This window comes from Bosea sp. (in: a-proteobacteria) (assembly GCF_023953965.1).
In the GTDB taxonomy this organism is placed as follows: Bacteria; Pseudomonadota; Alphaproteobacteria; order Rhizobiales; family Beijerinckiaceae; genus Allobosea.
Map to the genome: position 1 here is coordinate 350,390 of NZ_JAMLIX010000002.1, position 25,302 is coordinate 375,691.

General features: G+C 62.4%; 34 protein-coding genes. 19 read left to right on the top strand and 15 right to left on the bottom strand.

The genetic code is table 11. The features are described 5' to 3' along the window. Positions 1-31: 31 nt before the first annotated feature. Entirely contained in the window at positions 32-1,417 is a 1,386-nt protein-coding gene (locus M9917_RS16615) for a class II 3-deoxy-7-phosphoheptulonate synthase (RefSeq protein ID WP_297255520.1), read from the top strand. 79 nt (positions 1,418-1,496) lie between these two features. Here M9917_RS16615 and M9917_RS16620 read toward each other — a convergent pair whose 3' ends face one another. The 15 genes from M9917_RS16620 to M9917_RS16690 form a co-directional block, all read right to left on the bottom strand. After that, positions 1,497-2,360: an outer membrane protein gene (locus tag M9917_RS16620; RefSeq protein ID WP_297255522.1), complete on the bottom strand. Its 864-nt coding sequence runs from the start codon at positions 2,358-2,360 to the stop codon at positions 1,497-1,499. 172 nt (positions 2,361-2,532) lie between these two features. Continuing rightward, a complete protein-coding gene (locus tag M9917_RS16625) occupies positions 2,533-3,558 on the bottom strand; it encodes a site-specific integrase (protein WP_297255524.1) in 1,026 nt (341 codons plus the stop codon). Next, positions 3,545-3,820, bottom strand: coding sequence for a hypothetical protein (locus M9917_RS16630; RefSeq protein ID WP_297255526.1), 276 nt, complete (start codon positions 3,818-3,820; stop codon positions 3,545-3,547). The genes M9917_RS16625 and M9917_RS16630 overlap by 14 nt, the downstream gene beginning before the upstream one ends. Then, positions 3,817-3,957 carry a hypothetical protein gene (locus tag M9917_RS16635; protein WP_297255528.1) on the bottom strand — a complete coding sequence of 47 codons (141 nt, stop codon included), beginning with the start codon at positions 3,955-3,957 and terminating at the stop codon, positions 3,817-3,819. The genes M9917_RS16630 and M9917_RS16635 overlap by 4 nt, the downstream gene beginning before the upstream one ends. Then, positions 3,957-4,289 carry an HNH endonuclease signature motif containing protein gene (locus M9917_RS16640; RefSeq protein WP_297255529.1) on the bottom strand — a complete coding sequence of 111 codons (333 nt, stop codon included), beginning with the start codon at positions 4,287-4,289 and terminating at the stop codon, positions 3,957-3,959. The genes M9917_RS16635 and M9917_RS16640 overlap by 1 nt, the downstream gene beginning before the upstream one ends. After that, positions 4,289-4,738, bottom strand: a complete 450-nt coding sequence (locus M9917_RS16645; protein WP_297255531.1) for a hypothetical protein — start codon at positions 4,736-4,738, stop codon at positions 4,289-4,291. The genes M9917_RS16640 and M9917_RS16645 overlap by 1 nt, the downstream gene beginning before the upstream one ends. Then, positions 4,735-5,382, bottom strand: coding sequence for a hypothetical protein (locus tag M9917_RS16650; protein ID WP_297255533.1), 648 nt, complete (start codon positions 5,380-5,382; stop codon positions 4,735-4,737). Before M9917_RS16650 ends, M9917_RS16645 begins: the two co-directional genes overlap by 4 nt. A gap of 2 nt (positions 5,383-5,384) precedes the next feature. After that, positions 5,385-5,882, bottom strand: coding sequence for a siphovirus Gp157 family protein (locus tag M9917_RS16655; RefSeq protein ID WP_297255535.1), 498 nt, complete (start codon positions 5,880-5,882; stop codon positions 5,385-5,387). Between the two features lie 173 nt (positions 5,883-6,055). Next, on the bottom strand, positions 6,056-6,931 hold the full coding sequence (locus M9917_RS16660; protein ID WP_297255537.1) for a DUF7666 domain-containing protein: 876 nt from the start codon (positions 6,929-6,931) through the stop codon (positions 6,056-6,058). A gap of 23 nt (positions 6,932-6,954) precedes the next feature. Continuing rightward, complete coding sequence (locus tag M9917_RS16665; protein WP_297255539.1) at positions 6,955-7,083, bottom strand: hypothetical protein; 129 nt, start codon at positions 7,081-7,083, stop codon at positions 6,955-6,957. Positions 7,084-7,086: 3 nt separating this feature from the next. Further along, on the bottom strand, positions 7,087-7,458 hold the full coding sequence (locus tag M9917_RS16670; RefSeq protein ID WP_297255540.1) for a hypothetical protein: 372 nt from the start codon (positions 7,456-7,458) through the stop codon (positions 7,087-7,089). A 5-nt stretch (positions 7,459-7,463) separates the two neighbouring features. After that, the gene (locus M9917_RS16675) at positions 7,464-7,793 is read right to left on the bottom strand and encodes a hypothetical protein (RefSeq protein WP_297255542.1); all 330 of its coding nucleotides are present in this window, start codon (positions 7,791-7,793) and stop codon (positions 7,464-7,466) included. A 620-nt stretch (positions 7,794-8,413) separates the two neighbouring features. Continuing rightward, positions 8,414-8,944 carry an ImmA/IrrE family metallo-endopeptidase gene (locus tag M9917_RS16680; RefSeq protein WP_297255544.1) on the bottom strand — a complete coding sequence of 177 codons (531 nt, stop codon included), beginning with the start codon at positions 8,942-8,944 and terminating at the stop codon, positions 8,414-8,416. Beyond that, positions 8,941-9,237, bottom strand: a complete 297-nt coding sequence (locus M9917_RS16685) for a hypothetical protein (RefSeq protein WP_297255546.1) — start codon at positions 9,235-9,237, stop codon at positions 8,941-8,943. Before M9917_RS16685 ends, M9917_RS16680 begins: the two co-directional genes overlap by 4 nt. Before the next feature lie 268 nt (positions 9,238-9,505). Further along, positions 9,506-9,871: an XRE family transcriptional regulator gene (locus M9917_RS16690; protein WP_297255548.1), complete on the bottom strand. Its 366-nt coding sequence runs from the start codon at positions 9,869-9,871 to the stop codon at positions 9,506-9,508. Positions 9,872-9,960: 89 nt separating this feature from the next. On the opposite strand from M9917_RS16690, the gene M9917_RS16695 reads away from it, so the two are divergent. The 18 genes from M9917_RS16695 to M9917_RS16780 all read left to right on the top strand — a co-directional run bounded on the left by M9917_RS16695 (position 9,961) and on the right by M9917_RS16780 (position 25,243). Then, the gene (locus M9917_RS16695) at positions 9,961-10,200 is read left to right on the top strand and encodes a hypothetical protein (protein WP_297255549.1); all 240 of its coding nucleotides are present in this window, start codon (positions 9,961-9,963) and stop codon (positions 10,198-10,200) included. Then, a complete protein-coding gene (locus tag M9917_RS16700; protein ID WP_297255551.1) occupies positions 10,197-11,252 on the top strand; it encodes a hypothetical protein in 1,056 nt (351 codons plus the stop codon). The genes M9917_RS16695 and M9917_RS16700 overlap by 4 nt, the downstream gene beginning before the upstream one ends. A gap of 6 nt (positions 11,253-11,258) precedes the next feature. Next, on the top strand, positions 11,259-12,080 hold the full coding sequence (locus M9917_RS16705) for a ParB/RepB/Spo0J family partition protein (protein WP_297255553.1): 822 nt from the start codon (positions 11,259-11,261) through the stop codon (positions 12,078-12,080). A 266-nt stretch (positions 12,081-12,346) separates the two neighbouring features. After that, complete coding sequence (locus M9917_RS16710) at positions 12,347-12,757, top strand: hypothetical protein (protein WP_297255554.1); 411 nt, start codon at positions 12,347-12,349, stop codon at positions 12,755-12,757. Next, entirely contained in the window at positions 12,754-13,275 is a 522-nt protein-coding gene (locus M9917_RS16715; RefSeq protein WP_297255556.1) for a helix-turn-helix domain-containing protein, read from the top strand. Before M9917_RS16710 ends, M9917_RS16715 begins: the two co-directional genes overlap by 4 nt. Continuing rightward, positions 13,272-13,670 carry a hypothetical protein gene (locus M9917_RS16720; RefSeq protein ID WP_297255558.1) on the top strand — a complete coding sequence of 133 codons (399 nt, stop codon included), beginning with the start codon at positions 13,272-13,274 and terminating at the stop codon, positions 13,668-13,670. Before M9917_RS16715 ends, M9917_RS16720 begins: the two co-directional genes overlap by 4 nt. Beyond that, entirely contained in the window at positions 13,667-14,314 is a 648-nt protein-coding gene (locus M9917_RS16725) for a DNA-methyltransferase (protein WP_297255560.1), read from the top strand. The genes M9917_RS16720 and M9917_RS16725 overlap by 4 nt, the downstream gene beginning before the upstream one ends. A gap of 142 nt (positions 14,315-14,456) precedes the next feature. Continuing rightward, positions 14,457-15,242, top strand: a complete 786-nt coding sequence (locus M9917_RS16730; RefSeq protein ID WP_297255562.1) for a hypothetical protein — start codon at positions 14,457-14,459, stop codon at positions 15,240-15,242. A 58-nt stretch (positions 15,243-15,300) separates the two neighbouring features. Then, entirely contained in the window at positions 15,301-15,807 is a 507-nt protein-coding gene (locus M9917_RS16735; RefSeq protein ID WP_297255564.1) for a hypothetical protein, read from the top strand. Continuing rightward, positions 15,804-15,980, top strand: coding sequence for a hypothetical protein (locus M9917_RS16740; protein WP_297255565.1), 177 nt, complete (start codon positions 15,804-15,806; stop codon positions 15,978-15,980). Before M9917_RS16735 ends, M9917_RS16740 begins: the two co-directional genes overlap by 4 nt. A gap of 212 nt (positions 15,981-16,192) precedes the next feature. Next, entirely contained in the window at positions 16,193-16,720 is a 528-nt protein-coding gene (locus tag M9917_RS16745; RefSeq protein ID WP_297255567.1) for a hypothetical protein, read from the top strand. 785 nt (positions 16,721-17,505) lie between these two features. Then, positions 17,506-17,976, top strand: coding sequence for a helix-turn-helix domain-containing protein (locus tag M9917_RS16750; RefSeq protein ID WP_297255569.1), 471 nt, complete (start codon positions 17,506-17,508; stop codon positions 17,974-17,976). Then, positions 17,936-19,246, top strand: a complete 1,311-nt coding sequence (locus M9917_RS16755) for a PBSX family phage terminase large subunit (protein ID WP_367273926.1) — start codon at positions 17,936-17,938, stop codon at positions 19,244-19,246. Before M9917_RS16750 ends, M9917_RS16755 begins: the two co-directional genes overlap by 41 nt. Positions 19,247-19,251: 5 nt before the next feature. Continuing rightward, positions 19,252-21,444 (top strand): portal protein, encoded by a 2,193-nt coding sequence (locus M9917_RS16760; RefSeq protein ID WP_297255571.1) that lies wholly within the window; start codon positions 19,252-19,254, stop codon positions 21,442-21,444. Next, entirely contained in the window at positions 21,431-21,682 is a 252-nt protein-coding gene (locus tag M9917_RS16765) for a hypothetical protein (RefSeq protein ID WP_297255573.1), read from the top strand. The genes M9917_RS16760 and M9917_RS16765 overlap by 14 nt, the downstream gene beginning before the upstream one ends. Before the next feature lie 73 nt (positions 21,683-21,755). Further along, a complete protein-coding gene (locus M9917_RS16770; protein ID WP_297255575.1) occupies positions 21,756-22,910 on the top strand; it encodes an SGNH/GDSL hydrolase family protein in 1,155 nt (384 codons plus the stop codon). Between the two features lie 207 nt (positions 22,911-23,117). Further along, on the top strand, positions 23,118-23,975 hold the full coding sequence (locus M9917_RS16775; RefSeq protein WP_297255576.1) for a hypothetical protein: 858 nt from the start codon (positions 23,118-23,120) through the stop codon (positions 23,973-23,975). A gap of 20 nt (positions 23,976-23,995) precedes the next feature. Continuing rightward, on the top strand, positions 23,996-25,243 hold the full coding sequence (locus M9917_RS16780; protein WP_297255578.1) for a P22 phage major capsid protein family protein: 1,248 nt from the start codon (positions 23,996-23,998) through the stop codon (positions 25,241-25,243). The last annotated feature ends 59 nt before the right edge of the window (positions 25,244-25,302 follow it).

Below are 25,302 nucleotides of genomic sequence, written 5' to 3' on the forward strand. Positions count from 1 at the left end.
GCGAGATCACAAGTCAGGAGCACGTAGTCCCATGTCCGAGCGGTGGACGCCAGAGAGCTGGAGGGCCAGGCCCGTCCAGCAGATTCCGGATTATCCGGACCAGGCAGCCTTGAAGGCGGTCGAGCAGCAGCTCGCCGGCTTTCCGCCGCTCGTTTTTGCGGGCGAGGCGCGCAAGCTCAAGCGGGCGTTGAGCAAGGTCGCCGCCGGCGAGGCCTTCCTGCTGCAGGGCGGCGACTGCGCCGAGAGCTTCGCCGAGCATTCGGCCGACAACATCCGCGACTTCTTCCGGCTGTTCCTGCAGATGGCGGTGGTCTTGACCTTCGCCGGCGGCTCGCCGGTGGTGAAGGTCGGGCGCATCGCCGGCCAGTTCGCCAAGCCGCGCTCGGCCCCGACCGAGAAGGTCGGCGATCTCGAATTGCCGAGCTACAAGGGCGACATCGTCAACGACATCGCCGCGACCGCCGACGCCCGCATCCCGGACCCGCGCCGCCAGCTCGAGGCCTACCGCCAGTCGGCGGCGACGCTCAACCTGATCCGCGCCTTCGCGACCGGCGGCTACGCCAATCTCGACAACGCGCATCGCTGGATGCTCGGCTTCGTCAAGGATTCGCCGCAGTCGCATCGCTACCAGGAGGTGGCCGAGCGCATCACCGAGGCGCTGGACTTCATGCGCGCCATCGGCATCGACCCGGAGACCCATCCGGAGATGCGCACGACCGACTTCTACACCAGCCACGAGGCGCTGCTGCTCGGCTACGAGCAGGCGATGACGCGCACGGATTCGACGACCGGCGAGTGGTACGACACCTCCGGCCACATGCTCTGGATCGGCGATCGCACGCGCCAGCTCGACCATGCCCATGTCGAGTTCTTCCGCGGCATCAGGAACCCGATCGGCCTGAAATGCGGCCCATCGACCACGGTCGACGGCCTGCTCAAGCTGATCGAGGTGCTCGATCCGCAGAACCAGGCCGGGCGGCTCACCCTGATCGCCCGCTTTGGCGCCGACAAGGTCTTCGACCACCTGCCGGCGCTGGTCCGGGCGACGCAGCGGGAAGGCCGCAACGTCGTCTGGTCCTGCGATCCGATGCACGGCAACACGGTCAAGGCCGCGAGCGGCTACAAGACCCGGCCCTTCGACCTGATCCTCGGCGAGGTCAGGAACTTCTTCGCCGTCCACGAGGCCGAGGGCAGCCATGCCGGCGGCCTGCATCTGGAGATGACGGGCCAGAACGTCACCGAATGCACCGGCGGCGCCCGCGGCATGACCGATGCGGACCTGAACGACCGCTATCACACGGTCTGCGATCCGCGCCTCAACGCCGAGCAGGCGCTGGAGCTCGCCTTCACCGTCGCCGATCTGGTCAAGCGCCAGCGCGCCGGCCGGGCGCGGCCCGAGGTCGAGGCGGCCGAATAGGGCGCTTCCGCCCCCGCACGACATGAAAAAGGCCGGGACCCGAGGTCCCGGCCTTTTTTCTCGTCCGTGTCCAGTGCCGTCAGAACTTGACGCCGAGCGCGGCGCGGCCGGTGTTGACCGTCGTCGTCGTGCCCTCGACGTCGGCGAAGCGGATGTGCTGGTATTCGCCGCGCAGGAAGATGTTGTCCGCCAGCGCCCAGTCGACGCCGGCGCCGACGGCCATGCCGAAGCTGTAGACGTTCTTCTTGGCCGCGCCGACGGTGAGGGGGTAGCCGTTGGCCTGGCCCTGCTCGGGCAGTCCGGTGACGGGGTTGATCTGGGTGAGGTAGTTCGTCGCCGTGATCGTCGAGAGGGTGTTGAAGCGCCCGACCGCGCCGCCGATGGTCGCGAAGGGCATCAGGTTGCCGTAGGCCCAGCCCATGCGCAGCCGCGCCGTGGCATAGTCGTGGAGCTTGGCGCCCTGGCTGGTCGTGAGCGAGAAATCGTTGACGGTGCCGTTGGAGGTTATGGCCCGCCGGGCTATGTAGTCGGTGAGCAGATATCGGTGCGAGGACTGGGTGTAGTCGGCCTCGAAGCCGAGCACGACGTCGCCGAAGCTCCAGTTGTAGCCGGCGAGGCCGAAGAAGGTCGCCCCGCTGTCGCGTTTGTCGGGCAGGCTGCTGAGCAGGTTGCCCATGTCGACTTCGCTGCCGAGCAGCGTGTTGCGGAAGGCGAAGCGGGCGAGCTCCTGGAGCCCGCTGCCGGGCTTGAACTTGGTCTCGGAGACGCCGGCGCCGCCGCCGACATAGAAGCCGTCCCAGCTGAAGCTCGACGGCGCCGGCGGCGCGTCCTCGATCTGCGAGCCGCGCAGCACCGGATAGTCGGCCGCGAGCGCGGGAACGGCGAGGGCCGCGGCGGCGAGCGCGGCGAGCCCCAATCTTGGCGCGATGGAACGGATGCGCATCCTGATCTCCCCGAGCAGCGGTTCGGTTCCACCCTGCTCCGGGGACGATTCATGCCCCGGTAACCCTAATACCGGGTTAACGCTGCCATGGTCATGAGGCCCTTTTCCATCGGTGTTTTCGCAGATTGGTTTTCAGACTGATTAGAGAAAGTTTGCAGGCGGTGTTCTGTCTCTAGTCCATTCCGGAGCGCGCCTTTCGGGCAAGCGCCTCTTGGTCAATGTGTTTCGTGTAGCGCTCCACCATCTGGATTGACATGCCGAAGAGGGCGGAAATCTCCTGATGGGTTCGCCCAGCAAGGCGGGCATCGCAGCAGGCGAGGGCGCGCAGACCATGTGGGCTGACCTCGGCGCCCCGGATATGCTCAGGGGCATTGTCTGCCAGCCACGTGCGCAGCCTGTATCGGATGGATGCCTCGTTGTGGCGCTTGCCGTCCGGCTTCGTCAGGTAGGGTGTCATTTCCCCCACTTTCCAGCCGTCTATCTCGGCGAGGTGGTTCGGCGAAAGCGCAATGAAGTGCTTTTTGCCGCGAAGCTTGCTGATTTTGATGTCGAGCCCGTCACCGCGGCGCATCGCCGGCCAGAATTTCACGAGGTCGCCTACGCGCTGACCGGTGGCTCTGCCAAGATAGGCGAGCCGCGATAGATCTGTTGGCCCGTGCTTCACGACGGCAATCCAAACAGCCTCCGGCCAAGGCTCGGTCGTTTCTACCTCGGTTTCGACCTGCGGCGCATCGCGGGCCGGGTTGCGAGTCATATAGCCATCGCCGATCGCCCAGGCGCACATAGCGCGTAGAACGCGGATCAAGAGATTAGCCGAAACTGGCGCCGTGGCGGCCAGAGCATCGCGCGCCGCTGATATCGCCGTCAGCGTGAGATCGTCGGCGGCCTGGTCGCCCCACGCCTTTTCGATCAAGCCGAGATAGTAGTCGTAGACGTTCTGTGTCTTCGGGCTGAAGCCGGCCCATTTCTGCGACGCTTTGTAGAGCTCGATGATGGCCTTGAATGTGCCTTTCTTCGGTGCCGTGCTCCTGCCATTGAGCGCTTCGCAGAACTTCCAGAACTCGGCTTCACGTGGTTCATAAGGGATGCGTGTCAGCGGGCCGCGAAGGGCCTTCGCCAAGTGCCGTCCCGTCTGGTGGTAGAAATACACCTTCCCGGTCGGCTTCTTGATGCGGAATACACCCTCAGGCAGCGGCACGATTGCGGCCCTTCGCTTTTTTCCCGAAGACATCAGCGATGTTTTCCATGAACGGATCTGCGTGAACCGGCGCGTCCCCAAGATGCGCCAACAGCGCTTCCAGGGATGGCCAATGCCACCGCATGATCTGTCCGCGGTCAATGTGCGCCTGCGGCAGGAACCCGCCGCGAACCCAAGCATCGAACGTCTCGACGCTGATCATCAGCATCTCTGCCGCCGTCTTGCGGTCGACGAAGACAGGGTGAACCTGAGCCCGGCTCATTGTCCCTCCTCCCACCCATGCGCCTGCTCATAAGGGTCGTGTGCCTTTCTCGGCCAAGCGATCCAGATCGCGAAGCGAATGAGCCACGCCGCAATCGTGATAGCGATCGAGATGCCGATGATGGTTTCAGCGGTCATCAGCGTTCCCTCGTTGCAAAGACGGGGGTGCCGTCGAATTTGCGCCACTGGCGGATCGTGCGGGGTTTGCGGGCCGCGCCTAAATGTCTGGCCTCGCGCCTCTTCGCCTTTGCGATGGCTGGCTGATCGACTTCCGCGGTATGCCTCCGGTGGCACTTCCGATGGGCCGGCTTGCGGTTGTCGTCGTCGTCCTCGCCAAGCAGGGCAAGCGGCCGGTCATGCGACACGTCCCACGCTTCTCCGACCTGTATCCGTCCGCCACAGAAATGGCAGACGCCACCATGTAGGGTGAAGATACGCAGACGGTCGCGGGTGGAGAGGGGCCAGCGCATCAGGCGGCCCTCCGCCCGGCCAGAATGTCACCGATCTCCGCCAGCAGGTATTCGCGATCCATGGCAAGCACCTGCTTGCAGATCAAGTCCACAGCCCTTTCGAACCACTGTTCGAACTCGTCCTGGGTCATGCTGGCAAAGCTGATTGATTTCGCGACGATATAGGGGATTCCGGTGACGGCATTCACACGTGTTTCGAAAAGCCCGGTGCTGATCTTGAGATCATCCAGTAGGGTTTCGACCGTAGGCCACCGATCCGTATTGTCCTGCACGAGGTTGAGCAGCGCGAATAGCTTGCGATGGTGCATCAGATTGCGCGGGCGATGCAGGTTGACGAGATATCCGGCGCCGTCCTTCATCTTGGCGAAGGCAGCCCTCGCCAGGGCGTCGCCGGGGAACAGTCCGCCATTGCGCTTTACGAAGACGCGAGAGCGAAGGTCGTTGCTCATGCCGCGCCCTCGAAGAACTCAGGCAGGCGCATCGCAAGCTTGTTTCGCTCGTCAACAAGCTGCTTGCTCTCCTCAGGCGAGAGGTTTTCGGCAATAGCGTCCTTGTTGGCGAAGAACCATTCGCGCAGCTCGGCTTTCGAGCGGCTGAGGTTCATCGTCCGAATGAAGGCGCCATAGGCTTTCGAAAGGGGCGCGCCCGCGCCGGAAGTGCGAGAAACGGCGGCGGGCGCGTTCCGGCCTTGCTGGGGCGCGGAACTGGATTCCTTGAACTCGTCGGCCTCGTCCTCACTGTAGAGGCCGTGCAGGCCAGCCAGCTTGAGGATGACGCGGTCCTTCGCGCGCTTCTCGGCCATAGCGTAGACGTAGGCCGCCATCTTGCCGGTGACGCGATAGTTGGTGTTGACCAGAGCTTCGCCAATCGACCATTCGCAGCGCTCGCCAAGCTTGCCGACGACGAGAATGACAGCCTCGTCACGTTCTGCCCGTAGCACCTGCGGGTGCTCGAACTCGATCTTAGCGGCGGCGGCAAGGCGCTCCAAAGCCTTGTGCTTAATAACAGTGGCGGACTGAACCTGCCACACATCATCGCGGTCGATATCGGCCCCGAAGCCGTCGAACAGCTTTTTGATTTCAGCGTGATTCATGGCTACTTCACCCGAACCATAAGTCTTTGGCCCCCATTACCGACGACGACGCCGGGGATTTCCTCGCCAGCTTTCACGGCTGCGTTGATGGCGGCCTTGTCGATCTCGCGTTTGATGCGGACGAAGCGCTCTGGAATGGCGTCCTCGTCCTTGATCACGACGGAAGGCGCAGCTTGCGAAACCGAGATCGTCGCATTCGGCAGCATGACCTTCGACAAGCCGGCCGCAGCCATGACGCGCTCGATAGCTTCGCCATAGCCATCGCCACGGCGCTCTAGACGCGCCTTGCGTTCCCGCAGATCGTTGACTGGGGCCTTGACACCTTCGGCCATCGCATAGGCCGCCTCGCGCTCCTGAACGAGCTTGGCGAGGATGTTGTTTATGTCCGTCTCGCCTTCGAGGGTATCCGAGCGAAGCGTCTCGTCTTCCCCAAGCTCGGGATAGACGGAGAGCAGGTCGGTGATTTCGCGGACGACGCGGAAAACAAGCTGCGGGTTCATGGCTCAGGCTGCCTTGCGATCGGGAAGGGGCGGGGCAGGCCAGAGGCGGGATGTGCGCACCGCGATCCTGGCGTCATAGATTGCGCCTTCGCGACGGAGGCGGGCGGCAATCCGAAGCCAGCGGAAAGCATGGCTGTCACGCTCGGCAACAGCTGAAATGATGGAGGCTCGCTTCATTGCCCCTCCTCCACCAGCCTACCGCCCTTAGCGCGGTACGGGGTGTTCGGCATCAGGCCATCCTTGCCGATGCAGCCCGTGGCGAAGCCGACGCACTTACCGTCAACGAACTCGGCAAGGCTGACCCAGGTGCCATCAATGCCGCTGACGGCCGTGCCGGCTCCGGCCGATGCGATGACCGCGTCCCTGCCCGTCGAATTGATCCGGGCGTAGTCGCCGCTGCTGCCGATCTGGGCGGAGTAGCCGCTGCTGCCGATCCGGGCGGAGTCGCCGCTGCTGCCGATCCGGGCGTAGTCGCCGCTGCTGCCGATCCGGGCGGAGTAGCCGCTGCTGCCGATCTGGGCGGAGTCGCCGCTGCTGCCGATCCGGGCGGAGTCGCCGCTGCTGCCGATCTGGGCGGAGTTGCCGCTGCTGCCGATCCGGGCGGAGTCGCCGCTGCTGCCGATCTGGGCGGAGTTGCCAGCGGCATCCGCAGTCTTGCCCTTCGTCAACTCTATAATTCGATCGACCGCCTTCTTGATGAACTCGGGCAGCGAAAGTTCCATTTTGATCGCGATGGAGGCAGAGGCGATCTTCGTGCCTTTCTCGGTCTTCTCCTCGTCGGTCGCCCCAGACTGCTCAGTGATAGCGTAGCGATTCAGTCGGCCTTCGTCGTCGACGATCGGGTAGAAATCCCAGGCGTGGAAGAGGTCGTCCATGGATACGGCGTGAAAGCCGTTGGCACATGCCTTGATGGCGCCTTTTGCCTCATAGGTTTTGCCAACCTCAAACTGGAATTTGCGGCACTGAAGCTTGTGGTTGAACCCTTTGATGGAAGTGATGACCTTCGTTTCGGTCGCCGGGCAGGCGGCCTTTGCGCGCGTGGTTGCCATGACGGTTCTTTCGGTCGGAGATTTCAGAGAAAGGTTGCGAGTGCGACGGCCCAACAGCCGCCGGCGACGATCAGGAGCGCTGCGGCCATGTCGCCGATGCGGTCGATGGCCCGGCTGGTCTCAGGCTCGCGGGCGGGGATGTAGAGCTTCATCGCTCACGCCTCCCCGGTGGCTGCGGCGAGGGCGTTGTCGATGGCCATCAGAATGGCCGCCTGAATGGCGTCGCTGACGATCTTCCCATCAGCCTCGATAACTTCGCCGCCCAGCGTGACGACCTGCTGCCGCGCGGCCTTCAGCGCCTCGAACATCTGCGGCCCGGCGGCGATCAGGCGGGCGTTGGCTTCGGCTTCTTCGCGCGAGATGCCGCCGATGTGGTCGCACGACTGGATGTGGCAGATGGGGCCGCGAAAAGGGGTGGCATTGTTTGGCGAGACATCGCCGCACCAGAGATGCTCGTCCAGATTACCAACCTGATGGACATCACCGAGAGCAACCCAAGGCCCCTTCGTGAACTTCTCCGCGCCCATGGCGGCTACTCCGCGGCCTGAAGGTGACGGACCGGCGGGGCAACCTCGAATTCCCGAACCTCGACCAGCGGGATATCCATCCACGCGCCGGCCTGCACCAGATCGCGGCCCTCGGCGTTCTCGATGATGGCGGTGACGAGCTGGTCGGCGCCCTCCGCGATCATGCGGATGAAGGCGTTGACCTTGGCAGCGTCTTCATCATCCGGCTCGCCGAGAGCACGAACGCAGGTGACTTCCTGAAGCTTCTCAGCGAACGCCCGCGCCATGATGGCGATGGCGTCCTGCTTATCGATCCAGCCTCGCGTCGCGGAATATGCCCGGTAGGTGGTGGCCATCGCTGCCGTCTCCTCTGTGTGTGAGGAGATAATTGCACGCTAAAGCGGGTATGTCAACGATGTAAACGCAATCGCGTGTAGTTTATTTTGACACCCCCCGAATCGGAGTGTACAAACGCAAACGGGGCCGCCCTTTCGGACAGCCCCGCTGCGTCAAGCGAAGTACCAGATGAGCGCCGTGATTGCGGTGAGGCAGGCGGCGATATCGATCTTCACGTTGACGATGACACGGTAGGTTCCCTTCATGGGGGAAGCCCTCCGGGTCACGCGCGCGCGACCCTTGCGGGAAGCGTGGTACGTCCCTCGTTACGGATAAGCCGCCGTTCGAGGGTCTATCGGCCCCGCTCAAGTTCCACGTGTCGCGATCACGTGGTTCTTGGGCGGCCCCGTGTGATCTCCCTTGCTCGCAGGCTGCCGCGTTTGAGGCGACGGCACTCGCGAGGTCAGGCGCGGGCGCGTGCTGTTCTAGTGCGTTGATCGGGGGATCAGCCCGGCGCTAACCACTAGGGTACGCGTCCGCGCAATCTGACGTTTGAGTGTTTCGGAGTCGAGTCCGCCACCCGTCAGCAGCCAAACAAAAACCCCGCCGGGTGGCGCGGGGCTGGAAAATGCGGGCCCGCCTAGAGGCTTAGTCTCGGCTCGTATGGTTCGCCAAGGTGTATGCACATGGCGTGCTCCGAAACGCCGAAGCGCTTAGCAAGAGCCGCCGGGCTATTCAGCCCTTCCTCACGCGCAACCCGCGCGACCAGGCTCTTGGGCATCAGAACCGTAGCAGCGAACTGATTTGCCTCAGTTTCCTGCTTAGGCCCGATGGCCGTATTGAAATAGCGCTGCTTGTCGGTGCTACGGAATGCCTTGCTATCCCCAACGCCGTTACCAATCAGGTGCCGGTGATACAGGAAATGGCCGATCTCGTGGGCAATTGTGAATCGCTTCCGCGTCTCGGGCTGGTCGGCATTGACCACGATCTGATAGCCGGAAGGAGTTTTGTTGAAGAACCCGTCTGATACCTTCTCAAGCATCCCAGCAGTATCGTCACCAAGGTATGCTTCGCGCACAGGCAAGCCAAGAGTGAGCGCCAGCCCCTCAACATCGACGGGCGCATTTTGCATCGCCCGAAGGACAAGTTGCATTTGCTCGGAAAATCTCAACTGCCTCCCTCCTTAGCGACTGAATCGCCACGATCTATGTTAGCCGATTCAGGCCCGAAAGTCATATAAATTCGCATCAGTTCGGGTAGTTCCGATTGAAGATACAGGTTGGCCGCCGTCTCTGCACGAGCTTCTGCAATCTCGGCAGCTACACGCTGCGCCTCTTTCTTGGCGGTCCGCCTCAGCCCTAGAAAAGCGAATATACCCGCCAGCGCGACAACAAGCGTCAGGGTCGCTAGCAACACGGAGGCATAGGCGAAGAGCTCGGATGCCGTCAGAGGCGTCGCCTGCACCCCTACCTCCTGTTTCGCATAGTGAACATCGCGATATAGCGCCCCACGATGCGCAGGCTGTCAGCGCGCTCCCGTCGTTCCGCATATCGGTCATTGTCGGAGGCGGCTACGTAGTCGACCTTGTCCATAACGAGCCTCGTTAACCAATCTAGGATTTAAGTCCTCCCCTGACTCCCGTTGTCAACGCCCTGCCTTAGCTCTTGATTGCAGTGAACGAAAAGTGAACAGTGGCGTGAGGGGGAAGCGGGGATGAGCGAGGACACCGAACTTATCGAGATGCTTCGCGATTTTCAGAAGCTGCCGCCTGAGGATCAGGCTGAGGCGCTGTCTTGGCTTCGGGCGGCTGTCTCTCGCGAAGAAAAGCAGCGAATCCCTGCCGGGCAAGAGGCGACGCCCTCCCCAGCAGCTCCACGATCTCCTCCACATCAGGGGTGATCTCAATTCCGAGGAACACGTAGGAGCGGCTAACGCCGATTTCCTCGATGAGCTTTAGCGTTCGCTCGACGCTCGGCTCTTTCGAGGTGTTCCGGATCTCGTTCAGTGCGTTGGGGCCAAGGTTGGCCGCCAAGCTGATCGAGCGATCAGACCTGCCCGTTTTCTCAGCAGCATTGAGTAAGCGCTGGCGCCAATCCATAGGCGCTGGCGTAGCATGATGCTCGCAAAAGCGTGTGCCCGTTGTCGCGGGTATTGCAATACCCGCTAAAGCGTGCATAATGCTCGCCTATGAGCACACTGCTTCTCTCCGACATCGAAGATTTCCTCCGCGAGACGGGCATGGGCGAATACCGCTTCGGCCTTCTCGCCGCCCGCAATGGTCGGCTGGTCGAGCGGCTGCGAACGCCGCGCGCCAATGGTCGCCCGGCGCGCATCTGGCCCGAGACCGAAGTCGAGGTCCGAGCGTTTATGCGCTCTCATCGGTCCAAGCACCCCGCCGCCAAGCCCTCTGAAGAGAGGGCTGCATGAGCGCTCTCCTCCCGCATTTCCGACCTTCGGCCCGCAATGACGCGGACATGAAAAAGGGCGCGCAAGCCGAGGCAATGCGCGCCCAAGTCAAAGGCAAAATCAACATGCTGAATGTAGCATTTGCCCAGCCGAATGCAAAGGCTGGGAACACTGAAAGCCTGTTCTCCGAGACACATGTTTCGGAAGCTCGGCGCGCGACCGCATGGCTTGAAGACCGCATTGCCATGTCGACCAAGCTCGGAGCGAGCGAACTTCACTCCGAAGTCGTCACGATCAGCCCTGTCACGGCTGAAGTCATTCTTGCCAAGTGCAATACCGGCAACCGCCCGCTGCGTCCCAAGCGCGTAGCCTTGTGGGATCGCACGATTCGGGAGGGCCGGTGGAAGCTGACTTCGCAGGGCATCTCCTTCGCCCGCGATGGTCGCCTGAACAACGGCCAGCACCGTCTCAACGGCATCATCGCCGCGGGCCGGGCTGTCCAGATGATGGCGACGTTCGGTGAGGGGCGCGACGTTTTCGATGTCCTCGACACCGGCGGCATGCGCTCCGGCAGCGATACGCTTCATGTCGCCGGATACAAGAACACGGCGCTGCTCGCTGCCTCGGCCCGTCTCATCGCCATCGTCACCGGCGATGCGCCTGGCGGGAATTCCTCGTTTTCGAACGACGAGATCAAGCAGATCGTCGAACAGCATCCGCTTTTGGAGGATGCGACGACGGCGGGAGGCCGGATCGGCAAGAAGCTCAAGACCTCCGCCGCGGGGATGGCTGCGGCATTTTATCTGATTGAGACGAAGTCGCAGAACGCGCGGCGTCTGGATCACTTCGTTGATCGGCTGGCCGATGGCGCCAGCCTCAAGCGCCGGGACCCTATCCTCGTCCTTCGTGAAGGTCTTCGTGGTGGTGATATCGCCCCGGCGAGCGGCGGCGGCAATGCCGGGCGCATCACGGCCGCCACGATCAATGCCTGGAATCTCTGGGTGCGCGGTCGGTCCGCGCAGCTCTCCGCACTCCGCTGGGACACTGCCCAGCCTTTCCCCCAGCCGGAGTGATCCAGCATGGCCGTCCCCTCGTTCACGGTTCAGATGCTGCCGATGCGCGATATCTTCGTGGTCGGAGAGCGCCGTCCCTTGAATGAGGGGGCGGTTGAAATCCTGATGAACTCGATCAGCAAGATCGGGTTGCAGACGCCCATCACAGTTCGGGTAGACCCCAGCATTCTGGACCCGGAAACTGGCGAAGTCCTTGGCGGGTTTGCCGTCGTCGCAGGCGCCCATCGTCTCGAAGCCTTTCGCCGGCTCGGATACGACCGTATTCCGGCTATCGAGCGCGACTGCGACGAGATCGACGCCCGACTTTGGGAGATTGCCGAAAACCTTCACCGTGCCGAACTGACCTCTTTGGAGAGGGACGAGCAAATTGCGGATTGGGTCAGGCTGAATGCGAAGAAGGAAGAGGTGGCACAACTTGTGCCACCTTCTGGCGGCGTCCAGCCGAAAGACAAAGGCTTCCGCGCTGCTGAGCGCGAGCTTGGCATTGGCCGGATGGACGCATCCCGCGCCGTTAAGGTCGCTAGCCTCTCTGAACAGGCTAAGGCCGCCGCTCGCGAAGCCGGCCTCGACGACAATCGCACAGCGTTGTTGCGCGTCGCGCGTGCCGATCCCGAACGTCAGGAAGCGGTCGTTCGCGAAATCGCTGCCGAACGAGAGGCGCGCAAGCCTATCAGTCCCGCACCGGTGCCCCGGAACGAAATCGAGTCCTACGAACAGTGGCTGACGAAGGTCGTCCGCTTGTTCGACCAAGCGCCGGATGAGTGGCGTGAACGGGCGCGCGATCATCTCTTCCCCGATATCCCTGTCATGGACGCGAGGTTCGGCTGACATGCGCCTCTACCTTTCCATGCTCGTCTTCGCGGCTTTTCCCGTCGTCATCTTCGCGCTTCGTCTGATCGAGGTGTGGGGATGAGCACCACCCTTCCTCGCGCGGCACCCGTCTCCTCCCAGCCGCTGCGCGAGTGGCGGGGCGGCTTCATCAGCCGTCCCGCCTGCCTTTTCATCCGTCGTCACCGTCAAGCCTGCAAGCACTCGGTGAACGACATCTCCAAGCCGCTCCATGCGCGCCTCCTGTCCACAGACAGGAGCACGTCATGCCGAGCAAAAACTGCCGGGATTCCGGTCAAATCAGTCAGTCGGAGTTGAGTGAGATGGGACTTGCCGTTGTGGCGCAGTTCTCAAAGCGCCTCGTCGCTCGTGATCAGGACCGCCTTGGCGGATGCGCCGAGACGGCTACCGCTCGGGTTGCGCGCCGGCTTCGCGCGGCGCCCGGAACATTCACAAACATCATCCGCCAGCGCGTCAAGAAGGTCAGCGCCGATCTGCGCGACCGCATCGTCTCGGCCGCCCTGGCTGACATCCAGCAGGAGATTGAGCGCCTTGAGCACGAAAAGCGGCTTCTTGAGGCTATGGGCTTCGGCCCGTCTTGCGACGACTACCGCGCGGCTGAGGCTGCTCTGGCAACGGCTCGCGACTGCTTGGCTCGGATGAGGGGGCAGCCATGAGCCTCGTCCCCACCAAGGAATACACCAGCGCGGCGGAGATCTATGCCGCGCGTCGCGCTCTGCGTGCGCAGTTCTACGCCAAGCCGGTTCCAAAGCCTGCCAAGGCCCCGGAACCCATCATCGTGGCGCCGTCCGAACCCGAGCCGGACCCACGGGAGAAATACCTTCGCGACTGGCTGAGCTTGGCGTCCCCCGGCTCGCGTCGGGCCTCCTGCACGACCTCCGTTCTTGAGGTCGTCGCTAAGCACACCGGATTCGACCGGGTCGCCATCATAGGCGAGAGCCGCCGCGCTCCACTCGTCCGTGCCCGCCAGATGGCCTACTGGCTCCTGCGCAAGCATACGACGATGTCGTTCCCCCACATCGGCTCCAAGCTTGGCGGCCGCGACCACACCACCATCCTGAGCGGCTTCAACAAGATCGAATTCCTCATGGCCGAGGATCGCGACTTTGCGGCGCTCATGGGCGTTCTTTCAGCGGAAATCGCGTCAAAGGCCCAGGAAGGGCGCAGCCGATGAAGGTGCTCGTCCTCAATCTCCCTCTGCCGCCAAGCACGAACAACCTGTTCGTCAACGTCCCCAAGCGGGGGCGCGTGAAGTCGCGCGAGTACAAGCGCTGGTCAATCGCTGCGCTGAACTATGCGTGGCTCAGCAAGCCACAGGGTGGATTCCCGAGGTTCGAGGGCGCCTTCGATATCCAGATCACGCTTCCGCTCAAGATGCGGGGCGACATCACGAACCGCATCAAGGCGGTTGAGGACTGGCTGAAGAAGCCAGCCGGCATCGTCTCTGACGACAAGCACACCCACAAGGCGACCGTGGCGCGCGGCTCCGATGTCGAGCCCGGCTTCTGCCGCGTCCACGTATTCGAGACACCCACCGCCCGCGATGAAGAGCGGAGGGACGTGGCGTGAGCAGGGTCGAACACCTTTCGGAAGACGTGGTTCTTCATTTGGGCGACTGTCGCGAGATCCTACCGACGCTCGGCAAGGTCGATGCCGTCGTGACCGACCCGCCTTATGGGATCAACATCACCAAGAGCAACCGCCTTGCTGTCAGCCGCGGGCACGGGGGTTCGTGGGACGATGAGGCCGCGGACGTTTCCCCTCTGCTGGCGCTGGGCGTTCCGACGATACTGTGGGGAGGAAATTACTTCGACGTGCCTCCTTCACGGTGCATCCTCGTCTGGGACAAGAACAATGCCGGCCGTGACTTCGCTGACGTAGAGATCGCCTGGACCAACCTCGATCAGGTTGCTCGGAGGTTCATGTACCGCCCCATGAATATGGACGGCGGCAAACTTCACCCAACGCAGAAGCCGATCGAGGTGATGGCTTGGTGCGTCGGATACGTCCCCGAAGGCATCGTCCTAGATCCTTACATGGGCAGCGGGTCGACTGGCGTGGCCTGTGTCCAAGAAGGCCGGGGCTTCGTCGGCATAGAGCGCGAGCCGAGGTACTTCGACGTCGCATGCCGACGCATATCCGACGAGTTGAAGCGCCCGCGCCTTGAATTGGCTCGAGCCCCACAGCCCGTTCAGGAGGCTATGCAGCTATGACGCGCACAGGCACCTTTCAGTATGTCCGGCATGGCGATGTGGATGCCTTCCACCGTCGCGGGTGGATGATTGCCGCTGACCTCGGCCCGACGCATGGCGTCTGGTCCGTCCTCATGTGGCGCTGTGAATGTGGAGTGGCGCAATGAGCGCCCCCTGGCTGAAATTCTACCCTTCCGACTGGCGCGCTGACCCGGCCCTGCGCATGTGCTCCTTGGCCGCACGCGGCCTTTGGATGGAAATGCTTTGCCTCATGCACGAGGCAACTCCGCGAGGTTATCTGCTCGTCAACGGGAAGGCTTTGACGGTCGGTCAGATGGCGGCCCTTGCTGGCTGCGGTGCCGATGACGCCAAGGCTCTGCTTGCCGAACTGACCGAGGCCGGCGTCCTCAGCCGTGACGATGCGGGACTTATTTTCAGCCGACGCATGAAGGCTGACACCGAGAAAGAGGCCAAGGATAAGGCCAATGGCGGCAAGGGCGGTAATCCCTCTTTGAAGAAGGGGGTTAACCCCCCGGATAACCCTGAGGATAAAGCCCAGAAGCCAGAAGCCAGAGCCAAACAAGAACCACCAGCTAACGCTGGTGGCGACGCCCCGGCCGTTTCTCTCGTCGACCAGCTTTGGACCGATGGCATCCTGACGCTTGAGACGATGCACGTCGTGCCCCCCAAGGCCCGCAGCATGGTCGGCAAGTGGCTGAAGGACACCGGCAGCGACGCCGGCCGGGTTCTGTGGGCAATCAACGAAGCATCCATCCACGGCAGCGGCGATCCCATCCCCTACATCGCCCGCGTCTTGTCGGATCGCTCGACGGAGCAACGCGCTCCCCCTCGCCAAGCCAAACGGAACTCTCTGCTCGACGGCCTGGAAGAAATCGAAAACCTGAGGTTCGGAAGCAATGTCCAGCCATTCGCCCGCATCGCAAACTGAGGCCACCAACGCCCTGAAGCCGCTGTTCGTCGCCTATCCGGCGGAGCGCGGCAACGGCATGGGCGGAGCCGCGACCTACCTCATGGCCGTCGAAGGCTATTCTCTCCCGGCGATCCAGAAGGCGGTGACGCGGCTTATCCGTGGCGAGTTCGACTGGTTCGGCGGCCGCTTCCTGCCGACCACGGCCGAGCTGTCCCGCGCCTGCCGCTATTGCGAGGACCTGATCGCGCCTCCGAAGCGCATGGCTCTCCCGGCGCCGGGCGATGTCGAGCCCACCGAAGAGGAATGGGCCCGTCGTAAAGCCCAAGCTGATGCAGCCCGCGAGCGCTTCGGCATCAAGCCGTCGACTGGCGAGACAGTGGCCGATCGAGAGACCATGCCGGAAGCTCTACGAGCGCAGCGCGACAAGGATCTTGAGCGCATCGCCGCAAAGCTCAAGGGCGGCAGCTACCGCCTCTCCGACGAGGCTATGGCCATTTTCCGCGATGGCCTTTCGGATCGCGTGGTTCCCAGCCCTGACGAGCAATACGACGACTGGCAGAGCAGGAAGGGAGAGGCGGCATGAATGCCTTCGAATTCGCGACCAATTCGCCGTGGCTGGCGTTCTTCCTCGCGCTCATCGTAGCGCAGGCGCTTGTCTCGCCGTTCCGGTATCTCTTCCGCCATCTCAACATTCGCAAGGCCGGCTGGCCCCCAGATCATTGTGATGCGGATGGCGATCTCATCGAAAAGGACTGACACATGGCGAAGGCAGGCCGATATCGCGTGTTCTGTTCCGAGACTTTCGACGAGTGCGAGGACTTGGTCAGCAGAGCCTACCTTTACGACCTGAAGCATCTCAAAGTATTCGGTTATCTGCCACACCGAGACTTTCTGTCGGAGTGGAGCATCACAGTCCGCAGGATGGCGCTTTTACGTGCTCCCATCATCTGGTGCTGAAAGGAACGGGTATGGCAAAGGCAGGCGCGAAACGACGCGAAGGCGTAAGGCGTTATCCGAAGTCGGGATCCATCGTCCGCGCCGATCGCGGGGAGCGCCCGGACAAGATCATCGCGGTTGCCCTTTCCCAGCCTCACAGGCGCGGCAACCAATCACCCATGGCAGGCTACGCCTTCGGCCGACTCTTTCTCGGCGGCATGATCGACCAGCGTCAGTTCGATGCGGCTGAGACGTTCACGCGGCGCGCTGTCCGTTACCACGCTGTCATCACAAACAGTCTGCCGCGCTTTCCAAGCTTGGCGGCTGAGATGGTCGCCAGCAGCACAGGCAGCGGCGCCGAGCTCGACGACGAGACAATCGCCAAGATCCGGTCCGACTATGGCGAGCTGCAAGACGCGCTTGCCGATGCAGGCATGCATTACGAGGGCAATGCCGTTCTCATGCGCGTTTGCGTAATGGACCGAGACATCAAAGGCGAAGCAGCCATGGGCGCCTTCCGCTGCGCTCTCAACGTCATTGCGAACAGGATGAGGCTGTGATGCCAGATGGCAGGTATTGACGAGATTCCTGCCATGCCCTATCCTGATATGCAGAGTGAGAGATTTGCGCCCGGAGCCCTAAAGGCCGCCGGGCTTTTTTGTTGGGGTGAGTGATGGGCGCCATGGGCATTGATGCTTGGGGCGTCGATTGGTCTGGTTGGTATGAAATCAAACGGCCGTGGAGCCGGACGGGCAATCTACGCTTCCCGATCGCAAAGTACATCGTGTGGTGCTAATGGGCAGGCCGTCAGAGTTTAGCGACGACGCTGAAGCCGCAAGCATTTATGGCCTCTGCGATCGGGAAACTGGAGAACTCCGCTACATTGGGAAAGCCCGAAACCCCGCGCGGCGTCTGGCAGGGCACATGCGCGAAAGTCGGCGCCGCAATACGCCGCTCTACGCTTGGATCCGGAAATATGGAGAGCCGAGCCTAATCATCATCGAGGTCAGGTGCGCAGATTGGCGTGAGAGCGAGCGGCGCCATATCTCGGAGGCCCGCACGTCTGGTGCTCGGCTTCTGAACATAGCAGATGGTGGCGATGAGCCGTACTGCTCTATCGAAGTTCGTCGGGCGAACGCAGTGAAGGCTGTCGCTAAGCGACCAAAGCACATCATGCGCGCCTACCGGACCATGGAGGCCAACATTCGCAGCCTCGTTCGGCTCGGTTCGCGCGAGGCTGCGGAGCGGGCCAGGGTGAAGTTAGAGCGGGTCAAGAGCCTGATCGAAACCGCCCGTTTGGAGGGCAGGCTCCATCAGGTTGACCAGCGTATCGGGGAGTTTTTGAATGGCAGAGCGAGGCAGGCCAACGGATTATCGGCCTGAGTTCGCCGAGCAGGCTTCGAAGCTCTGCGCGCTCGGTGCGACTGACTACGAACTGGCTGACTTTTTCGGTGTCGATACGCGAACAATCTACAGGTGGAAGAACGTCCACGCTGATTTTTGTCAGGCGGTCACATGCGGGAAAGAGTCCGCAGATGAGCGTGTCGAGCGCGCGCTGTTCAACCGAGCCGTTGGTTACACATTCGAGAGCGAAAAGGTGTTTCAGCATCAAGGGGAAATCATCCGAGCCCCGGTGGATGAACACGTACCTCCCGACCCTTCGGCCGCAAAGCTCTGGCTGACGAATCGCCGCCCTGACAGGTGGCGCGACAAGGTCGTCAATGAGCACACCGGCGCTGACGGCGGCGCTATCGAGACTGTGACGAGGATCGAGCGTGTCATCGTCAGGCCGAACGCTATCGATCCCAACGGCTGAGGTATTCGAGCCGCTTTTGGAGCCATCGCGATACAAAGGCGCTCATGGCGGCCGCGGCTCCGGCAAGTCCCACTTCTTCGCCGGGATGCTCTTGGAGGACAGTCTGGCGCACAAGGGCCTTCTCTCGGTTTGCATCCGCGAGGTCCAGAAGACGCTAAAGGAATCCGCAAAGCGCCTGATAGAAGCGAAGTTGGCAGACTTCAGCATCGGTGAGGCAGACGGCTTCAAGGTCTTCCGCGAGGTAATCGAAACGCCCGGCGATGGCGCGATCATCTTCCAAGGCATGCAGGACCACACGGCGGAATCGATCAAGTCGCTTGAGGGCTTCAAGCGGGCGTGGATCGAGGAGGCGCAGACGATCAGCTCTCGCTCGCTGAGCCTGCTTCGCCCGACGATCCGCGCCGAGGGGTCTGAAATCTGGTGCGGCTGGAATCCTCGCCGTCGCAGCGACCCCATCGACATGATGTTGAGAGGCGAGGTCAAGCCGACTGGCGCTGTCGTGGTCCAGGCCAACTGGAAACACAATCCGTGGTTCCCGAGCGTGCTTGAGCAAGAGCGCTTGGACTGCCTGCGGGATCAGCCCGAGATGTACGACCACATCTGGGAAGGCGATTACGCCAAGGTGACGGAAGGCGCCTATTACGCGCAAAGTCTTGTCAAGGCGAAGCAGGAAGGCCGCATAGGGAAGGTCGCGGCAGACCCGCTGATGACCGTCCGTGCGATTTGGGACATTGGCGGCACTGGTGCGAAGGCCGACGCCTGCGCCATCTGGATCATGCAGTTCATCGGCCGCGAAATCCGCGTACTGAATTACTACGAGGCGCAAGGACAGCCTCTCGCGACGCACATCAACTGGCTGCGGGCGAATGGATACGGCAATGCGCTCTGTATCCTCCCGCACGACGGAGCTTCGAACGACAAGGTCTATGATGTTTCCTACGAGTCCGCGCTGAAGGATGCCGGGTTCGAGGTCATCGTCGTCCCGAACCAGGGCAAGGGCGCCGCGATGAACCGCATCGAAGCGGCCCGGCGGCTGTTCCCGTCGATCTGGTTCAACGAAGAGACAACGCGAGGCGGCGTCGAAGCGCTCGGCGCCTATCACGCGAAGAAGGACGAGGATCGACAGATCGACCTCGGCCCTGAGCACGACTGGTCATCGCACGCAGCAGACGCCTTCGGCCTCGGCTGCATCGTCTACGAAGAACCAAGACAGCCCAAGGAACGCAAGCTGCGGATCAGCGGCGGCGCCGGAGGCTGGATGAGGGCTTAAGCCTCATGGCAGAAACCAACAATGACGCCAATGGCGCGAAGGAAGCGGTCAGCGAGGATAACGACCTCCTGGCCGTTTTTCGTAAGCGCTATGAGGACGCCTATGAGCGCGAGCGTCACAACATCGACGAAGCCTATGAGGATCTCGGCTTTTCCGAAGGCGATGGCCAGTGGGACCCGAAGATCAGGCGCGAGCGTGAGATCGAGGGGCGTCCTTGCCTGACTGAAAATCGCCTGCCGCAGTTCATTCGCCAGATCACCGGCAAGATGCGGCAGATGCGGCCCAGCATCAAATGCGTTCCCGTCGATAGCCGGGGCGACCCGAAGACGGCCGAGGTTTTGGCTGGCCTGATCCGCTACATCGAAAACAGGTCGCGGGCCCAGATCGTCTACGGCCGCGCGGCAGATAGCCAGGTCACATGCGGCATCGGCGCCTGGCGAGTGACGACCGAGTATTCCGACGATCAGACCTTCAATCAGGAAATCCGCATCGCGCCGATTGAAGACCCGATCATGACGCTGTTCGATCCTGACGCGGTCCTGCCGTCGAAATCGGACGCGATGTACTGTTTCGTGCCGGTCGATCTCAGCCGGCGCCGGTTCAATCAGGAGTACCCCGGCAAATCAGCGACCGGCTACGAGCTTCATTCGCACTCGGCCTGGGAAGGCTGGGTTTCGGAGGATTACGTCCGGATCTGCGAATACTGGTACAAGGAGCCGACGAAGCGCCGGCTCGTGCTGCTGCCTGATGGCTCTGTCGATGACCTGACCGGCAAGAAGCCGGAAGAGGTCGCTGAAATCGAGCGCATGGTCGCGGAAGCGCAGGCGCAGGGCGCCCCGGTCCGTATCGAAGTCCGCGACAGCCACAAGGTCATGCGGGCGCTTTTGTCATACAGCGAGGTCTTGTCCGAACCGGAGGAGTGGAAGGGACGTTACATCCCGATCATCCCCGTGGTTGGCGAGGAGATCCGCATTGGGCGGAAGGTCGTACGTCGCGGCGTCGTCCGCCTCGCTAAGGACAGCCAGCGGATGTTGAACTACTACATCTCGGCGGAAACCGAGATGGTCGCGCTTCAGCCCAAGGCGCCGTTCGTTGGGACGGAGGAGAATTTCGAGAATTACCAGGATGTCTGGGAAACGGCGAATACCCAGAACCATCCCTATCTTCCGTACAAGCCCGATCCGAAAAACGGTGGCGCACGGCCAGAGCGGTCACAGCCTCCCGTGTCATCGCAGGGCCTGACCAACGGCATTATGCGCAATGTCGATGGCATGAAGGCAGTCATTGGCATTTACGACGCATCCCTGGGCCAGCGGTCGAACGAGACGAGCGGCAAGGCGATCGAGGCGCGCGAGACGCAGGGCGATACCGGCTCCTTCGTCTACGTCGCGAACTTCGGAGAGGCCATCAATCACACGGCGCAGGTCATCACTGACCTGATCCCGCATACCTACGACACGGCGCGCACGATCCGCATCGTTGGCGAGGATGGGTTCAGCGTCGAGCCGCAGCAGATCAATCAGCCGCAGGGGGTAGCGGAAGGCGGCGTTCACCAGGTCATGAACGATGTCACGACGGGCGCATACGATGTCGTCGTGAAAATGGGCCCGGCCTATGACAGTCTGCGCTCCGAGGCTCGGGAGGGTATGACCGGATTCATGCAGTCCGCTCCTGCGGTTGCTCCTGCGGTGCTGGACCTGTTCGCCAAAATGCAGGACTGGCCTCATGCCGATGAGTTGGCAGAGCGCATGGCGGCGATAGCGCCACCGCCCATCCAGGCTTTGATGGCGAAGAAACGCGGCGAGCAGCCTCCGCTGCCTTCGCCTAACCCCGACGAGATGAAGCTTCAGGCCGAGATGCAGATGCAGCAGGCCAAGCTTCAGGGCGACCAGCAGGCGAAGGCAGCTGAGATGACCTTGAAGCAGCAGGAACTTGCTGCGGAGATCGAGGCCACGCGCATGAAGGCCGAAGCCGAAATGGCGTTGAAGCAGGCAGAATTCCAGTTCAAGCGCGACCTTGCTTTGCAGGAAATCGCCCTCAAACGGCAGATCGCATCCGAAGAACTGGAACTGAAGCGCCAGCAGGCCGAGGCGGACGCTGAACTTCGGCGCGATACCGCTGTGATCGCCGCCCATCAGCGCTCGGAAGAGATGACGATGCGGGCCAAACAGAACGGAGCCGGCAATGGCAACGACTGAAACGACGTTGACGACGGATGCATGGGCCGATCTGGGCTCGACGCCCTGCGCGCTTCAGCTTCGTAGTGGGTCTGTTCGATTCGTAGTAGCGTCGAGCGCGCCGACGAACATCAATGCTGATCATTTCACGCTGACCGAGAAGGAAGGCAGCGCGGATATCGGGGTAACAGGGCAGAACGTCTACGCTCGCAGCGGAGAAGCGCGGGGAATCGATTCCCGCGTTGCGGTGATCCGCTGACATGCTGACCGTTGGCCGCTCTCGGACTGTCAGGTTTGGGGGCGGCAAGGGTCTGCGTCTCGGCGCGGGTGGAATGTTGCCGCCTCTCCCCGCGCACGCCCGCTGGGTGCTCGACGGAGACAGCATCACCAGCTTCGCCTGGGCTAGCACAGGGCTGCGTAGCTGGGTCCGCTGGGGATCGATGCTGTCAGGTGCCCCGCTCTACATTCCGCCCGGCGGAAATCTGGCGACCAGCGGGCAGGGCGTCGATGATGTGCTTGGGCGGATCGTGACCGCCATGGGCCTATCGCCGGCCATTTATTCCATCCTGATCGGGACGAATGACGGCTCCAAGACGCAATCTCAGTTAGAGGATGCGTTGTGGGGTGCGGCTGGGCATGCTGAGCCAACCATCTACGGCGGGCCGCTTTCAATCGGCGCGCGCCTCAATGTGATCCCGATCCTGCCGAAGGGACAAACCGTCGAGACGCGCACTGCCGCGATGCTCGCGACCAACGCCAACATCCGAGCCCGCGCAGCGGCGGACCAGCGCTACATCATCACGGACATGGAGGCGGTATTCAATCCGCGGTCTGCCGCATCACCGGCGCAGAGCGGCGACGGGGTTCACCCGCTGGAATACGGCGCCTACCTCATTGGCAAGGAATGGGCTCGCGTCATGACCCCCATTCTCCCGCCCTTCGGTTCGATCCTGCCGACCACGGTGACGGCCGAAAATCTCTGCGGCAATCCGCTGCTCACAGGCACGGCCGGCACGAAGGGCGGGACGAATCCGCCCACCGGAGATGTCGCGACAGGCTGGAATCTTGGACGTGCTTCCGGCGATGCGACAATCGTTGCGTCGAAGGGTGCGCTGGCCAATGGGGCGGAGGCACAGGTCGTTCAGTTTTCGGGTGGGACTTCGGCCACGGCGGCGACGCTTTCGCGCTCTGTCCCGTTCAGCGGCTCGCAGCCGGACTTGTTTGAGGCGTGGCTCTGCGTCGAGGTCGAGGGCACCGGCTGGCAGGGGGCGCGGATTCTTTGCAGTGGTTATTTCGACAGCAGCACGACTGGCCTTGCCAACATAGAGAGTCCCAATCCGGGTCAGCCCATCGTGGTCCGTGCAATCCCGATCGCCCTGAGCGGCGCGCCCGGCGCGGCGAATGTCGGTATCGCGATCTATGCGACTGTTGGCGCCAACCTGACCGTGAAATTCGGTCAGGTGATGGTCCGCAAGGTGCCGGCTTAGAACCTGCCGCTCGCTTCAGGACGGCCAAGCCCATGCTGACCATCGCCATCCTCTGGCTCGGCTGTCTCGCGCTCTTCCTCGATCTGGCGAGCCGAGCGCCGATCATCGACTGAATTTAACGACCTTCACGCAGGCCGTCGCACGAAGCGGCAGCCGCGATGATGAGCAGGGCGCCCCTCACCGGGCGCCTTTTTCTTTGGGAATATCATGAACGAGGATGACAACCTGCCGACTGAGCCGGCCGCCGAAAGTGCTGCGCCTGCCGAAAGCGAAAAGTCTGAGGCCGAGACCAAGGTCGTATCGACCGAGGAACAGGCCGAAACAGAGACGGAAGCCGATTCCGCAGCCGACGACGGCGAGGACGGTGACGATGACAGCGAGGGCGAAAAGCCCAAGCGCCCCTCCCGATACCAGCGTCTGAAGCGTGAGCGCGATGCGCTCGCTGCCAAGCTCGCACAGCAGGAAAGTCGCCCTCTGGCGGCTGCCGCTGACGACAAGGCTGCGCTCGACGATCTGGTTCGCAGGGAAGTTGGCGAGCCTCCCAATGAGGAGGACTTCAACGGCGATTGGTTCGCTTACGAGCGGGCCCTGACCGCCTATGAAACGGAAAAGCGCATTGCCACGCGCGATATCCGACGCCAGGCGCAGCAGGCACAGCAGACCACGCAGGAAGCCCATCGCGAACTGCTTCTGGACTATCAGGAGCGGCAGCGGGAGGCGCGCGCGTCCATCAATGACTTCGAAGAGGTCATGAAGGGTGCGGCGAGCCTGAAGGTCAGCCACGCTGTCGGGCAGCTTCTCCTTGAAAGCGAGAAGAGCGCCGTCATCGAATATCACCTCGCCAAGAATCCAGCGCTCCTCGATCGCCTCAACGCGATGAGCCCGCTGTCGGCTGCCAAGGAAATCGGCCGGTTGGAAGACCGCCTGTCTCTGCCGAACCCGAAAACGGCAACCAAGGCAGCACCCCCGATCAAGGCGCCCAAAGGTGGCGCATCTCCCGTCCTCGACCTCTCCAAGATGAGCATGGAAGACTACGTGGCCCATCGGAACAAGGGAGCTGCCTGATCCTCAAAGGATAGGCGGCAATGGCACAGACTGTGCTCACTGCGGACATCATCGCCAAAGAGGCGCTGATGATCCTCGACAACAACCTCGTGATGGCCAAGCAGGTCTTCCGAGGCTACGAGAACGAGTTCGACAAGAAGATCAACGGCTATGAGGTGGGTGAAACCATCTCGATCCGTCGTCCGACCGACTTCACCGTCCGCACCAACGCCACCTTGGCGACGCAGGACGTGACCGAGGGCAAGACCACGATCACCGTGGATCAGCGTCGCGGCGTCGATTTCAAGTTCAGCTCGCAGGATCTGACCTTGAAGATCGGGGAGCTTTCCGAGCGCGTCATCAAGCCGGCCATGGTCCAGCTTGCAAACTCGGTCGATAGCTACCTGATGTCCCTCTACAAGTTCGTTCCGAACTGGGTGGGCACGCCGGGGCAGACGGTCAACTCCTACGCCGACTTCGCGAAGGCGCCGGAGCGTCTGGACGAATACGCCGTCCCTTCCGATCGTTCGGCGGTTCTGTCGCCGGCCGATCATTGGGGCCTGCTGGGCTCTCAGACCGCGCTCTACATCCAGGACGCGGCCAAGGGCGCCTACCGCAAGGGCTCGCTGGGCGAGATCGGCGGCGTCGATACGTTCATGTCGCAGAACATCCCGACGCATACGATCGGCGTATGGGCCGGGTCCCCGGCAGTCGATCAGACCGTCAATTCGTCGACCATCACCTACGATGCGGTGAAGGACTCGATGTTGCAGACGATCACGATCGACGGCTTCTCGGCTTCTGCGCCTGCGCTTCAGCCCGGCGACGTGTTCACCATCGCGGATGTCTACGCGGTGAACCCGGTGACGAAGGCCCGTCTGCCCTTCAACAAGCAGTTCACCGTCGTCTCGACGGCGAACGCATCGGGCAATCAGGTCGATGTGACGTTCTATCCGGCGATGATCTGGACGGGTGCTTTCCAGAACATCGCAGTTGCGTCCGGCGTCACCAACCTGAACGACAAGGTCGTAACCCCGCTCGGGACGGACTCGACGGGCTATCGCCAGAACCTCGTGTTCCACAAGAATGCGTTCGCTCTGGTGAGCGTCCCGCTCGTTCGCCCGCCCGGCGCTGTCGATGTCGCCCGTGAGACCTACAAGGGTCTCTCGGTCCGCGTCATCCCGGTCTACGACGGCACGAACGATGAGAGCGCCTTCCGTCTCGATATCCTGTTCGGGGCGAAGACCATCGACCCGCGTCTCGCGACGCGCCTGTCCGGCTCGCCCTGATCGTCCTGACATCCACAACCCTGAGAGGGGCGGCTTCGGCTGCCCCTTTCGCCATCTGA